The 13,798-nt window shown below is 67.0% G+C and carries 9 protein-coding genes; 7 read left to right on the plus strand and 2 right to left on the minus strand.

Annotated elements, in window-relative coordinates:
- Positions 1-8: 8 nt before the first annotated feature.
- Positions 9-263, minus strand: coding sequence for a SemiSWEET transporter (locus tag EER27_RS02675; RefSeq protein ID WP_223807132.1), 255 nt, complete (start codon positions 261-263; stop codon positions 9-11).
- Positions 260-1,585: a metal-dependent hydrolase family protein gene (locus EER27_RS02680; RefSeq protein ID WP_223807133.1), complete on the minus strand. Its 1,326-nt coding sequence runs from the start codon at positions 1,583-1,585 to the stop codon at positions 260-262. Before EER27_RS02680 ends, EER27_RS02675 begins: the two co-directional genes overlap by 4 nt.
- Before the next feature lie 205 nt (positions 1,586-1,790).
- On the opposite strand from EER27_RS02680, the gene leuS reads away from it, so the two are divergent.
- The 7 genes from leuS to EER27_RS02715 all read left to right on the plus strand — a co-directional run bounded on the left by leuS (position 1,791) and on the right by EER27_RS02715 (position 13,783).
- A complete protein-coding gene (gene leuS, locus EER27_RS02685) occupies positions 1,791-4,559 on the plus strand; it encodes a leucine--tRNA ligase (protein ID WP_123086460.1) in 2,769 nt (922 codons plus the stop codon).
- A 63-nt stretch (positions 4,560-4,622) separates the two neighbouring features.
- Complete coding sequence (locus tag EER27_RS02690; protein ID WP_123086461.1) at positions 4,623-5,303, plus strand: LPS-assembly lipoprotein LptE; 681 nt, start codon at positions 4,623-4,625, stop codon at positions 5,301-5,303.
- A 28-nt stretch (positions 5,304-5,331) separates the two neighbouring features.
- A complete protein-coding gene (gene holA, locus EER27_RS02695; protein ID WP_123086462.1) occupies positions 5,332-6,366 on the plus strand; it encodes a DNA polymerase III subunit delta in 1,035 nt (344 codons plus the stop codon).
- Positions 6,367-6,376: 10 nt separating this feature from the next.
- Positions 6,377-7,057, plus strand: a complete 681-nt coding sequence (nadD, locus tag EER27_RS02700; RefSeq protein WP_123086675.1) for a nicotinate-nucleotide adenylyltransferase — start codon at positions 6,377-6,379, stop codon at positions 7,055-7,057.
- Between the two features lie 169 nt (positions 7,058-7,226).
- Positions 7,227-7,685, plus strand: a complete 459-nt coding sequence (gene rsfS, locus EER27_RS02705; RefSeq protein WP_123086463.1) for a ribosome silencing factor — start codon at positions 7,227-7,229, stop codon at positions 7,683-7,685.
- 340 nt (positions 7,686-8,025) lie between these two features.
- A complete protein-coding gene (rlmH, locus tag EER27_RS02710) occupies positions 8,026-8,496 on the plus strand; it encodes a 23S rRNA (pseudouridine(1915)-N(3))-methyltransferase RlmH (RefSeq protein ID WP_123086464.1) in 471 nt (156 codons plus the stop codon).
- A 295-nt stretch (positions 8,497-8,791) separates the two neighbouring features.
- Entirely contained in the window at positions 8,792-13,783 is a 4,992-nt protein-coding gene (locus EER27_RS02715; protein WP_223807134.1) for an RHS repeat domain-containing protein, read from the plus strand.
- Positions 13,784-13,798 lie beyond the last annotated feature (15 nt).

The raw sequence follows: 13,798 nt of genomic DNA on the forward strand, positions 1-13,798 counted from the left end.
CAGTCCGCTCAGCCGTAGCGCAGCTTGAGTGCCAGGATGGTTGACGACAGGCCCAGGGTGACGATGTTGGCCGCGATCATCGGCCCCGATCCCAATGCGATGCCGTAGCCCAGCCAGCACGCGACCCCGACGGTGAACACCGCGTACATCCACAGCGAGATGCCGCGCGTGTCCTTGCTGCGGATGGTCTTGACCGCCTGCGGCACGAACGACAGCGTGGTCAGTGCCGCGGCGGCATAGCCCAGCCACTCGGCGTGGATCACGGGGCCACCGCGGCGGTGCCGTCGCCGGGCCGGCGGTACACCTTGCCGTCCTTCATCACGAAATCGACCTTCAGCACCACGCCGATGTCGTCCAACGGATTGCCCGGCACGGCGATGATGTCCGCGCGCTTGCCGGCCTCGATGACGCCCTGGTCGTCGACGCCGAGCACCTCGGCGGCGCGGATCGTCGCCGACTGCAGCGCATACGCGGCCGGCATGCCGGCCTCCACCATGTAGACGAACTCGCGCGCGTTGTCGCCGTGCGGGCCCACGCCCATGTCCGTGCCGAACGCGATCTTCACGCCGCTGCGGTACGCCGTGCCGGCCGTTTCCTGGATCTGTGCCCCGATCCGCGCGGCCTTGGCGCGCACCACCTCGGGGAAGTAGCCCTCGATCTTCGCCTTGTCGGCGACGAAGCGCCCGGCGCTGATGGTCGGCACGTACCACGTGCCCTTCTGTTTCATGAGGCCGCTGATCTCGTCGGTCATGTAGGTGCCGTGTTCGATGCTGGTGACGCCACCGAGCACCGCGCGCTTCATGCCTTCGGCGCCGTGCGCGTGGGCCGCCACGCGGTAGCCGTAGTCGCGTGCGGTATCGACGATCGCGCGCACTTCCTCGACGGTGAACTGCGGCGCGTCTCCGGACTTGGCGTACGACAGCACGCCGCCGGTCGCGGTGATCTTGATCACGTCGCTGCCTTCCTTGTAGCGCTGGCGAACGGACTGGCGGGCCTCGTCGATCGAGTTGACCACGCCCTCGGTGGGGCCGGGCGGGCCCAGCAGGTGCGACAGCTCGCTGTTGTAGCCGTTGGTCGGGTCGGCGTGGCCGCCGGTGGTGGCGATCGACTTGCCGGCCGCCCAGATGCGCGGTCCATCGACCAGCCCCTGGTTGATTGCGTCGCGCAGGTGCGGTGTCACCGTGCCGCCGAGGTCGCGCACGCTGGTGAACCCGGCCATCAGGGTCTTGCGGGCATAGCCGACCGAACGGAACGCGAAGTCGACGTCATCGAGGCGGAATCCTTCCGAGTAGCTGGCCGGGCTCGACTGGCCGCCCAGATGCACGTGCAGGTCGGTCCAGCCCGGCGTGCAGGTGTGCCCGGACAGGTCGACCGACTCGGCACCGGTTTGCTCGACACGCCCCGGCAGCACCTGCGCGACCTTGCCGTCGCGGACCACGACGGTGCTGGCACCGCGCAGCTCGCCACTGCGCGCGTCGAACAACTGCCCGCAGTGCAGGGCCAGCGGTGCGGCGGCATGGCTGGCCATGGGCGCCAGCAGCATCAACAGGGCGGCAGTACGGGCGGGGCGCACGGAGTGGGTCACGGCAGGGTCCGGTGGCGAAGGGTGCCTCGATTGAAGCACGCCTTGCCCGGGTGCACCCGTGCGCGCCGTCGACATGCGCGTTGCCCGCGACCACTGCGGGAACGCGGTCCGGGCAGGCGACGCGCGCCTTGAGAGACGGTGCAGCGTGGCGGCTGGTTGTGCACTGCGGTAGGCTTCGGGGTCCTCTTCACCATCGACGATTGCCGTGTCCAGCGAAGCTGCCCCCGACTCCCCGACCTCCGACCCGCGCGGCTTCGACCCGCAGACCGTCGAGGTTGCCGCCCAGCGCTTCTGGAACGACACCCGTGCGTTCGAGGTGGACGAGGCCTCGGACAAGCCCAAGTACTACTGCCTGTCGATGCTCCCGTACCCGTCCGGTGCGCTGCACATGGGCCATGTGCGCAACTACACGATCGGCGACGTGATCAGCCGCTACAAGCGCATGACCGGCCACAACGTGCTGCAGCCGATGGGCTGGGACGCGTTCGGCCTGCCGGCCGAGAACGCGGCGATCAAGAACAACACCGCGCCGGCCAAGTGGACCTACGCCAACATCGCGCACATGAAGGCGCAGCTGCAGCAGATGGGCTATGCGATCGACTGGAGCCGCGAGTTCGCCACCTGCACGCCGGACTACTACGTGCACGAGCAGCGCATGTTCGTGCGCCTGATGAAACAGGGCCTGGCCTACCGCAAGAACTCGGTGGTCAACTGGGACCCGGTCGACCAGACCGTGCTGGCCAACGAGCAGGTGGTCGACGGCCGCGGCTGGCGCACCGGTGCGCTGGTCGAGAAGCGCGAGATCCCCCAGTGGTTCCTGAAGATCACCGACTACGCGCAGGAGCTGCTCGACGGCCTGGACAACCTGCCGGGCTGGCCGGATGCGGTCAAGACCATGCAACGCAACTGGATCGGCCGCTCGGAAGGGCTGGAGATCCGCTTTGACGTGATGGATGCCGACGGCAACGCGCAGGCGCCGCTGACGGTGTTCACCACACGCCCGGACACGCTGATGGGCGTGACGTTCGTGTCGATCGCTGCCGAGCACCCGCTGGCCGTCGAAGCGGCCAGCAAGGACGTCGAACTCGCCGCGTTCATCGCCGACCTGCGCAAGGGCGGTGTCACCGAGGCCGAGCTGGAGACCCAGGAAAAGCGCGGCATGGACACCGGCCTGCGCGCCATCCACCCGGTCAGCGGCGAAGCCGTGCCGGTGTTCGTGGCCAACTTCGTGCTGATGAACTACGGCACCGGCGCGGTGATGGCCGTGCCGGCGCACGACCAGCGTGACTGGGAGTTCGCCAACAAGTACCTGCTGCCGATCCGCATGGTGATCGTCCCGACCGACGTGCGCGATGCGATCGACGAGATCGGCAAGCACCTGCAGGCACACGACGACCCGATGCGCAGCGCGCTGGGCGGCGGTGGCTCGATGGACGTGTACGGCACCGGTGCCGCGGTGGAAGTGGTGGAGGCGTTCCAGCAGCGCATCGCCGAAGAGGGCGCCTACCTGGATCGCGGCTGGCTGGTGAACTCCGGCGAGTTTGACGGCATGGACTTCCAGCAGGCGCTGGACGCCATGGCCACCCGCTTCGAGGCCGACGGTTCCGGCACGCGCCGGGTGAACTACCGCCTGCGCGACTGGGGTGTCAGCCGCCAGCGCTACTGGGGTTGCCCGATCCCGGTGATCCTGTGCGCCGCATGCGGCGACGTGCCCGTGCCCGAGGACCAACTGCCGGTGGTGCTGCCCGAGGACGTGGCGTTCAGCGGCGTGGCCTCGCCGATCAAGTCCGACCCGCTCTGGCGCCAGACCCGTTGCCCGCAATGCGGCGGGGCGGCCGAGCGCGAGACCGACACCTTCGATACCTTCATGGAGTCGAGCTGGTACTACGCCCGCTACACCTCGCCGGGCGCCGCGGCGCAGGTCGACGAGCGCGCGAAGTACTGGACGCCGGTCGACCAGTACATCGGTGGCATCGAGCACGCGATCCTGCACCTGCTGTACTTCCGCTTCTATCACAAGCTGCTGCGCGACCAGGGCCTGGTGGCCTCGGACGAGCCGGCCACCAACCTGCTGACCCAGGGCATGGTGATCGCCGAAACCTTCTACCGCGATGCCGCCAACGGCGCCAAGGACTGGATCAACCCCGCCGACGTCGAGATCGTGCGCGACGAGCGCGGCCGCATCGTCGGTGCCACGCTCAAGTCCGATGGCCAGCCGGTGGTGATCGGCGGCACCGAGAAGATGTCCAAGTCGAAGAACAATGGCGTCGACCCGCAATTGATGGTCGGCAAGTACGGCGCCGACACGGTGCGCCTGTTCTCGATGTTCGCCGCGCCGCCGGAACAGTCGCTGGAGTGGAACGAATCCGGCGTCGACGGCATGGCGCGTTTCCTGCGCCGCTTCTGGCGCGAGGTGACCCAGCACGCCGCGCAGCCCGACCATCCGCGCGTCGATGTCGCGCTGCTCAATGGCGCGCAGAAGACCATGCGTCGCCAGCTGCACGAGACCATCCAGAAGGTCGGTGACGACTACGGTCGCCGCCACAGCTTCAACACCGCGATCGCGGCACTGATGGAACTGCTCAACCACCTGGGCAAGTTCGGTGACATGAGCGACCAGGGCCGCGCCGTGCGCCACGAGGTGCTCGAATCGATGGTGCTGCTGCTCAATCCGGTGACCCCGCACGTCTGCCACGCGCTGTGGCAGGTGCTCGGCCACGCCGAGGCGCTGCTCGAGGACGTGCCGTTCCCGCGCGTCGACGAATCCGCGCTGGTGCGCGATGTCGTCACCCTGGCGGTGCAGGTCAACGGCAAGCTGCGCTCCACCATCGAGGTGCCGGCCAACGTCGCCAGGGAAGAGGCTGAGCGCCTTGCCCTGGCCGAACCGCTGGTGGCGAAGTTCCTTGAAGGACAGACGGTCCGGAAGGTGATCGTGGTGCCGGGCAAGATCGTCAACATCGTCGCAGGTGGCTGAGTGCGTGAACGGTGTCGGGTCCCGCGGGTTGCCGCGGGTGGCTGCCTCGTCCAGACTTCGCGAATGATCCGTCGCCCATTCCGTCTCCTGGCCCCGGTGGCCCTCGTGCTGGCCCTGTCGGCCTGCGGTTTCCATCTGCGCGACGCGCTCAAGCTGCCGGTCGGGCTTGGCCCGCTCAAGGTGGTCTCGGTCGACAGTCGCAGTCCGCTGGCCGACACGCTGGCGCAGGCGCTGACCCGCGCCGGCGCGGTGCCCGCCGAGCCGCGCGACAGCAAGGCCACCGTGCTGCAGGTGCTGGCCGAGCGCTGGGGCGACACGCCGATCGCGGTCGACTCGTTCGGCCGCTCGCAGGAGTACAGCCTGCGCTACGCGGTGATCTTCGAGCTTCGCAAGGGCGATGGCACCGTGGTCGTGCCCAAGCAGACCGTCGAGCTGTCGCGCGACTACATCTCCATCCCCGACAACTCGGCCGGTACCGAAGGCGAACGCGAGATCCTGATGCGCGAGCTGCGCCGCGAGATGGCGGCCTCGGTGCTTCGTCGGATCGAGGCGGTGGCGCGTCGTTCCGGTGGTGTCGAAGGCGACAGCGGCGAACCGTCGGCGATCCCGGATGGCCCGGTCGCGGCAGACGCCGCCAAGGCCGCGCTCAAGGCCCTCGAGGCGATGGAAGCAGAAGGCAACGACGTCGCTCCGCCGGCCGATCCGGAACCGACACCTCCGCCGGAACCGAAGACGCCGCGCTGAGATGGCGCGCTGACATGGCCGTGCCGACATGGAGCTGAAGCCCGAACAGATGGCGGCGCAGCTCGACAGCGAGCCGCTTCGTCCCGCCTACCTGATTGCCGGACCCGAGCCGCTGCGCGTGCTCGAGGCCGCCGACGCGGTTCGCGCCGCAGCGCGCGCGCAGGGCATCGCCGAACGGGAAATCTTCGAGGCCGAGGGCAACCAGCGCGAGCCCGACTGGAATGCGCTCGAAGCCAGCTTTCGCGCGCCCAGCCTGTTCGCCAGCCGGCGCCTGGTCGAACTGCGCCTGCCCACCGGCAAGCCCGGCAAGGACGGCGCCGAGGTCATCAGCGGCTTCTGCGCCGACCCGCCGCCGGACGTGACCCTGCTGGTCAGCGCCGGGGAGTGGAGCAAACAGCACGGTGGCAAGTGGAGCGAGGCAATCGGCCGCATCGGCGTGATCGCCATCGCCTGGCAGGTCAAGCCGCACGAGCTGGTCGACTGGATCGATCGGCGCCTTCGCTCGCGTGGGCTCAAGGCCGGTCGCGACGCGGTGCAGCAGCTGGCTGAGCGTGTCGACGGCAATCTGCTGGCGGCCGCACAGGAGGTCGACAAGCTGGCCCTGCTGTCCGACGGCAGCCCGCTGGATGCGCAGAAGATGCAATCGCTGGTTGCCGACGCGGCGCGCTTCGATGTGTTCCGGGTGATGGACGCCGCGCTCAACGGCAACGCCGCGCAGGTGTCGCGCATGCTCGCCGGCCTGCGGGCCGAGGGCGAGGCGGTGCCCGCGCTGCTGGGCATGGTGGTGAAGGAGCTGCAGACCACCGCCGCACTGTCGCGCGCCAGCAACCTGGCCAACGAGTTCCGCACGCTGCGCGTGTGGGACACCAAGCAGCCGATGTACCGGCGTGCTCTGCAGCGCCACGACGCACCGCGCTGGGAAGCCTTCGTCGCCCATGCCGGTCGCGTCGACCGCATGGCCAAGGGACGCGAGGCAGGCGATGCCTGGCTCGCGCTGGAGCGCCTGCTGGTCGCGGTCGCCGAGCCGCGCGCGCTGCGGCTGCTGGCCCGCACCGCGGTCTGAGGTGCGCGACATGACCGGCCTGCAAGTCTGGTACGGCGGCACGTTCGATCCGGTTCACGACGCCCACATGGCCATCGCACGCGCGGCGCGCGACACCCTGGGTGCGACCGTGCACCTGCTCCCCGCGGCCGATCCGCCGCACAAGGACGCCACCCACGCCGACGCCTCGCAGCGCGCGCGCATGCTCGACATCGCCATTGCCGGCGAACCCGGGCTGCGCGTCGACCGCCGTGAGCTGCGTCGTGGCGGGCCCTCGTACAGCGTCGATACGCTGGCCGAACTGCGCACCGAACTCGGCACCGACGCCCCGATCGCGTGGCTGGTGGGTGGCGACTCGCTGCTCTCGCTGCACACCTGGCACCGCTGGCGCGAGCTGTTCGCGCATGCGCACGTGCTGGCGGTGCAGCGACCGGGCGCGGTGCTCGATGCCGCCACGATGGGCGTGCGTTCGCCCGACGTGATGGCCGAAGTCGGCCCGCGCTGGCGCGAGGCAAGTGCGCTGCGCGACAGCCCGTCCGGCGGATTCGCGGTGCTGGAGCTGGAAAACCTGCGCCCGGAGTCCTCGACCGAACTGCGCCGACGGATCGCCGCAGGCGAGGGCTGGCGGGACTGGGTACCGGCGCCGGTGGCCGGCTACATCCTTCACCGTGGGCTCTATCGGGTGGCGGAAGCGGGCGGCGCGACGGCCTGACGGTCGTCGATGGAGCACTGCAGGCGGCGGCCGCGCTGCCGCAATGGTGGGTCCCTGTTCATAAGCCGTCGCCCCCGCGGGCACCCCGGCCGGCCCAGTGGCCTATAATCGCCGCGCCGCAGCGCCGAACCGGGCGCCGGAAACTCCCACGAACCAAGAGCCACGACCTTTGACCAGCCAAGCCCACGTCATCAAGACCCGCCTTCCCAGCCCGCCGCCGTCGACCGAAGCCCTGCTTTCGACCGTGCGCGCCGCGGTCGAGGAACTCAAGGGCAAGGATGTCGTCGAGATCGACGTGCGCGGCAAGAGCAGCGTCACCGACTACATGGTGATCGTGTCGGGCACCTCGACCCGTCACGTCAAGTCCATCGCCAACGAAGTGGTGGTGTTCGCCAAGAAGCTCGACATCATGCCGCTGGGCGTCGAGGGTGAGCGCGAAGCCGAATGGGTGCTGGTCGACCTGGGCGACGTGGTGGTCCACGTGATGCTGCCGCGCGTGCGCGAGTTCTATGCGCTCGAGCGCCTGTGGACGGTCGGCGACCAGCCGCCGGAAGGCATCGACGAATACGGCGACGATCACCGCGGCGATGATCTCGACGTCGAAATGGACGACGAAGATCGCCTGTAACAACGCCGTTCCGCCGGCGGCAGAACGCGCCGCCGGCCTGTTACGCATCGCACGACGGCGCCCAGGTGGCGCCGTTTTGTTTTGGGGTGCGGCGCGATGCAGTGCGACGCAGCGCGATGCAATGCGAGCGTGGCGTGGCCGGCGTCGACGCCAAGAGCGCCACTCTGCGCCCCAGGGGGCAACTCAACTCGCGTGCCCCCGTGATCGTCGGCGCGCGCCGTGCAAACTCCGGTGGTGGGGCGGGATCCAATCAACGACCGTCGCGTCCGAAGGCGTCGATGCGTCGGCGAGCCGGACGGAAATGCGACGGCCGGACGGCCTCTGCCGTTACCATGCACCGATGAAAGCGAAGTTGATTGCCGTCGGCGAACGCGCACCGAGCTGGGTTGCCGAAGGTTTCGGCGAGTACCGAAAACGCCTCTCGCACTGGCTGCCGCTGGAACTGGTCGAGATCGAGCCGGGCCTGCGCGGCAAGGGCCGTGACGCCGCGCGCGCGACCCAGGACGAAGGCACCCGCGTGCTCGCCGCACTGCCGCGCAACGCCTGCGTGGTGGCACTAGACGGGCGTGGGCGCAGCTGGAGTTCAGAGCAGCTCGCGCAGCGGCTGGAGCATTGGCGAGGCCAGGGCCGCGACCTGGCTTTCCTGATCGGCGGCCCGGAAGGGCACGCCCCCGACGTGTTCGCACGCGCCGACGAACACTGGTCGCTGGGCCCATTGACCCTGCCGCACATGCTGGTCCGACTCGTGCTGGCCGAACAGCTGTACCGAGCCGCGGCCCTGCTGGCCAACCACCCCTACCACCGCGCGTAGCCTGACCGTCGGTTGCCGAATTCGATTGCCGCAAACCAGGCAATGGGATTTCGAATCGATCGTGTCCTGACGTGACTTCGCGCGGATTGCCAGATCAATGCTGCCGCATCTGCGGCAGTTCGTTTGCCTGCGATGGAATACGTGGGCACTTCGAATCGCCGTTGGCATCGTCGCCCACACGCTGGCCGTGGCGCTTTCGGTAGGAATGCTCTGACCTCTCAAAGAGTCGTTACCGGACTGCATTGAACACGGGCCGATGGGACGATGCTTCGTACTTGAGGCGACGGAGCGTGGGATGCGCAGGATGGCGCGACTGGATGTAGCGGGCGTGGTGCAACACGTGGTGCAGCGCGGCAACGATCGGCAATGGTGTCGCTTGCGTGAGGTCGTGCATTCGTCGAAGAACATGACGATGAAGTTGTTCGGCGGTCTTTCCGCGCTGTTCGCGCTGTCCTTGCCGGTGCCTGCATCGGCTCAGATTGAGAGTCGCCAGCCATGGGACGAGTACGGCAAGAAGATCGAAACCGCGCAGGCCGTTGGGGCTGTGGGCCCTGACCTGTTTGGCGATTCAGTCAACTTCTCCAACGGCGCGCTATCGTTCTCCGCTACCGACGTCAGCGTGCCCGGCAACAGCAAGTTGCCGGTCGCATTTACCCGCGTGCTGTCGGTCAGCAACTGGAAGGGCTACCAGCGCAACGATTCCCCGCTGGCCGATTGGGAACTTGATGTGCCGCGCATCAGCGGCGTTTTTGGCAGTCGCGATTCCTTCGGCAGTGCCTGTGAGGCAACCACGCCGTTGCAGGGAAGGCCGCCCACCAAGTACGTCAGCGGCGGCATATTCAACGCGCAGGACTACTGGAGTGGCAATCGGGCGGACATGCCTGGCGGCGGTGAGCTGCTGCTGGTCAACCCCAACTCGCCGAAGCCGAGCCGTGGCGGGCCGTATTACTGGATGACTTCGGAGTTCACCTATTTCTCCTGTCTACCTTCTGTCAAGAATGGCGACGGTCCGGGTTTTCTTGCAGTTGCCCGTGACGGAACCAAGTATTGGTTCGATGTGCTGGCGTCGTATCACGAGCCAGGAATGGACAAGGTCGTGTCGGACACTTCTCAGCACTCTGCTTCCAGCTGGACGGCTGTCGCCACGCTGGGGCGCACCCGGAATGTGCTGTACGTATCGCGCGTCGAGGATCGCTTCGGAAACTACGTCACATACGCCTACGCGAATGCGGCAAACCAGCCGGCCCGATTGATGACGATTGGCGCGAGCGACGGCCGCCAGATCGACATTGGCTACAACGCACGCGGCCATGTGGCCACGGTTTCCAGTAGCGGTCGTACCTGGACCTACGAGTACCGATACCCCACGAGCCAGTTGGGTTCGTTGACCGCGGTGGTCCAGCCCGATGGCAGTCGCTGGACATTCGACCTGTATGCGTTGACCCACGCGTTGATTCGCTACGCCAAAGCCCCGGGTGATCCTTCCCGTAGTTGCGGAGATCCCGGTGACGTCATCACTACCGGTGCCACCGGCACCATCACCCACCCCAGCGGGGCGGTCGGCGAGTTCCGGGTCGACCCCAGGCGCCACGGTCGCAGCAACGTTCCGATGGTGTGCTCCGGCTATACGGCGCCGTACAACAACGTCAGCGACGACATCGCCCATTACCCGCTCAACTACGACACGCTTTCGCTCACCTCAAAGCGCATCAGCGGTCCGGGTCTGGTGGCGGCGGAATGGAACTACGGCTACAGCGCCAGCATCTTCTTCGCCCCGGGCACGGGGCCGGTTTGCACCAGCGGCAGCTGCATGGAGCCCGTCTGCACGTCCGATGCCTGTGCGGGTACCGCCAGGACGTGGGTGTGGGGGCCGGACAACCAGCTGACGCGTTACACGTTCGGCAACAGCTACCGTTACAACGAGGGCAAGCTGCTCAAGGTCGAGAGTGGCACCACGACGCAACCCCGCGTGGTGACGGCGCCCTTCACCATCTTGCGGGCGGACACTTCGACCTATGAATTGGCGCAGAGCGCTCAGCCGTTCCAGACACCGATCGGTACCAGTCCGCAAGAGAAGGGCGCCGGCTTCACCTCGGAGTATCTGCGTCCCCGGAAACTGCAATCCATCGTGCAGGATGGTGCAACGTTCACCTCCCACGTGACACTGTTCGATGCTTACGCCAATCCGCTTAAGGCTACCGAGGACAGCTCACTGGGCAATCCTCGCAACGTCGTCAATACCTACCATCACAATCTGGGCAAGTGGGTTGTCGGCCAAGTGGCGTCGACGTCGATCAACGGCATCGTCACAAGCTCGACCGATTTCGACGCGGTCACCGCGATGCCGCTGCGTCAGTACGCGTTCGGCAAGCTGACGCATACGCTGGCGCACTACGGCGCGGGCCATCTCAAGTCCGTCACCGATGGGCGCGACTACACCACCACGCTGTCGAGCTGGAAGCGCGGCGTGCCGCAGTTGATCCAGCACCCCGACACCACCACCGAATCGGCCGTGGTCAACGACGACGGCACCATTGCCTCGACCACCGACGAGAACGGCTTCACCACCGCCTACGAATACGACCCGATGGGGCGCCTGGCCAAGCTGACCTATCCAGAGTCCGACACCGTGGCCTGGGCGCCCACCACCCAGGTGTTCGAGCCGGTGGCCGTCAGCGAGCACGGCATCCCGGCCGGCCACTGGCGTCAGGCCGTTGCCACGGGCAACTACCGCAAGGTCAGCTACTTCGACGGGCTCTGGCGTCCGGTGCTGATCCGCGAGTACGACACGGCCAACGTCACTGCCACCAGCCGCTTCACCGCGTTTGGCTACGACCATGACGGGCGGACGACCTTCGCGTCCTACCCGGTGGCCTCGACCTCCTCGGTGGCCGCCATCACCCAGGGCGTGCGCTCGACGTACGACGCGTTGGGTCGCCGCACCCGCACCGAGCAGGACAACGAACTGGGCAGTGCGCCGCTGGTCACCACCACCGACTACCTGGCCGGCTTCAAGACCCGCACCACCAACCCGCGCGGCAAGCAGGTCACCACCTCGTACCTGGCCTATGGCGCGCCGACCACCGACTGGCCGGTGTCGATCATCAAGCACGCGAACGCCAGCACCACCATCAACACCGACATCGCGCGCAATACGTTCGGCAAGCCGCTGGCGATGACCCAGCGCAACGACGCCGGCACCATCACGGCCACCCGGAGCTACAGCTACAACGCGTATCAGGAGTTGTGCCGCACGTCCGAGCCGGAAGGCGGCACCACGGTGTTCGCCTACGACGCCGCCGGCAACCTGGCCTGGTCCGCGCCGGGCGTGCCGGCCACCACCACGTGTGCGTCCAGCATCTCGGACACGGCCAAGATCAGCCGCGGCTACGACCAGCGCAACCGCATCACAGCGCAGACCTTCCCCGACAACCTGGGCAACACCAGCTACACCTACTACCCGGACGGTCAACCGCACACGCTGGTCACGGACAACGGCGCCTCCAACGTCGTCACCACCACTTACGTCTACAACAAGCGCCGCTTGCTGACGGGCGAAAACCTGCAGTGGCCCGGCGTCAACTGGAACCTGGGCTACGGCTACAGCGCCAACGGCCACCTGGCCTCGCAGACCTACCCGGACAACACCTCGGTTACCTACCTGCCCAATGCGCTTGGCCAGCCGACGCAGGCCAGCGCGTATGCCACCGGTGTCAGCTATTACCCCAACGGTTCGATCAAGCAGTTCACCTACGGCAACGGCATCGTCCACGACCTGACCCAGAACCTGCGCGGTCTGGCCGAGCGCAGCCGCGATGCCTACGGCGGCGTGGCGGTGCACGACGACAGCTACGACTACGATGCCAACGGCAACGTGGCCGCGATCAGTGACGGCCTGCCGGGTGCGCCCGGCAACCGCACGATGACCTACGACAACTTCGACCGCCTGACGGGTGTCACGGCGCCGATGTTCGGCGGAGACGGCGTGGCCAGCTTCGGCTACGACGTGCTCGACAACCTGTTGAGCGCCAAGGTCGGCAACAAGAGCCACGTGACGTACACGCACGACGCCACGCGCAACCTGCTGAGCACGGCCCACAACAGCGCCGGCACAGTGACCGACACGCTGAGGTACGACGCGCGCGGCAACGTCAGCACCCGCACCAATGCCACCTACACCTTCGACCGCGGCAACCGCCTACGCAGCGCGACGTCGACCGGTGGCGCAGTGTCGAGCTACGTGTACGACGGCCATGGCCGGCGCGTGCGCGACATCGCCAACGGCGATTCGAAGTACAGCCAGTACAACCAGGCCGGTCAGCTGATGTACGCCAGCGACCTGCGCCTGGACCTGCGCACCAACTACATCCACCTGGGCGGCAGTCTGGTGGCCACGCGCCGCCTCGACCCCGTCAGCGGCGCGGTGGCCACGCGTTACCAGCACACCGACGCGCTGGGCAGCCCGGTGGTCGTCACCGACCCGACCCGTACGGTAATCGAGCGCACCCGGTACGCCCCCTACGGCGCCCGGATCAGCGGCCCGGCCAGCGACGGCCCCGGCTACACCGGCCACGTGCAGGACACGGCGACCGGGCTAACCTACATGCAGCAACGCTATTACGATCCGAGCATCGGAAGGTTCCTGAGCGTCGATCCGGTGACGACCGACAGGAAAACCGGGGCGAACTTCAATCGGTACAAGTACGCCGGCAACAATCCTTATCGGTTCACTGATCCGGATGGTCGCAGAGACTGGGATTCGCTGAGTGCGCACTCTAGCAATTTCACCAGTGCCGGGTCAGGCCTTTCTATTTCGGCGGCAGTGAGGTCACCCGGGCCCGTGGGCTCCGCGCGTGCTGGCGAAGGACGTCTTCCTCCAACGGCCTCGGTGAGGACGGAGATGAAGAGCCAGAGAACGACGTTTACTGTGAATGGAACAATTGCGGGCGAATGGTCATCTAAGAATGATGTTTCGAAACGGGCATTGCCCGGAGCTGATAGCCCGTATGAATCAAGCGATTCGTATCCTGCCGGCGGACCTTACAAGAACAATGCGAACGCGTACGGGCCGAATGAAATACTAAGGACGAATGACGTCCGGGGACGATGGATCCATGGTGGAGGCACTGGACTGCCGGATCCCAGTTCACCAGCGCAAGGTTGGAAACCTACAATGGGATGTACCCGAATGCAGAATGGTGACATTCAAGAGCTAGTCGATCTAGTGCGAGATTTTAAGAGTACTTTTCCAGGGGTTAGCGTTCCATACTCGCGCGTTGATGATTAAATTGAGGGTCGGACA

The sequence above is a fragment of the Montanilutibacter psychrotolerans genome (genome assembly GCF_003719825.1).
Taxonomy (GTDB): domain Bacteria; phylum Pseudomonadota; class Gammaproteobacteria; order Xanthomonadales; family Xanthomonadaceae; genus Montanilutibacter; species Montanilutibacter psychrotolerans.

Coding starts and splice junctions, on each gene's coding strand:
- EER27_RS02690 (WP_123086461.1), top strand. CDS start 4,623: ATGATCCGTCGCCCATTCCGTCTCCTGGCCCCGGTGGCCCTCGTGCTG.
- holA (WP_123086462.1), top strand. CDS start 5,332: ATGGAGCTGAAGCCCGAACAGATGGCGGCGCAGCTCGACAGCGAGCCG.
- nadD (WP_123086675.1), top strand. CDS start 6,377: ATGACCGGCCTGCAAGTCTGGTACGGCGGCACGTTCGATCCGGTTCAC.
- rlmH (WP_123086464.1), top strand. CDS start 8,026: ATGAAAGCGAAGTTGATTGCCGTCGGCGAACGCGCACCGAGCTGGGTT.
- EER27_RS02715 (WP_223807134.1), top strand. CDS start 8,792: ATGCGCAGGATGGCGCGACTGGATGTAGCGGGCGTGGTGCAACACGTG.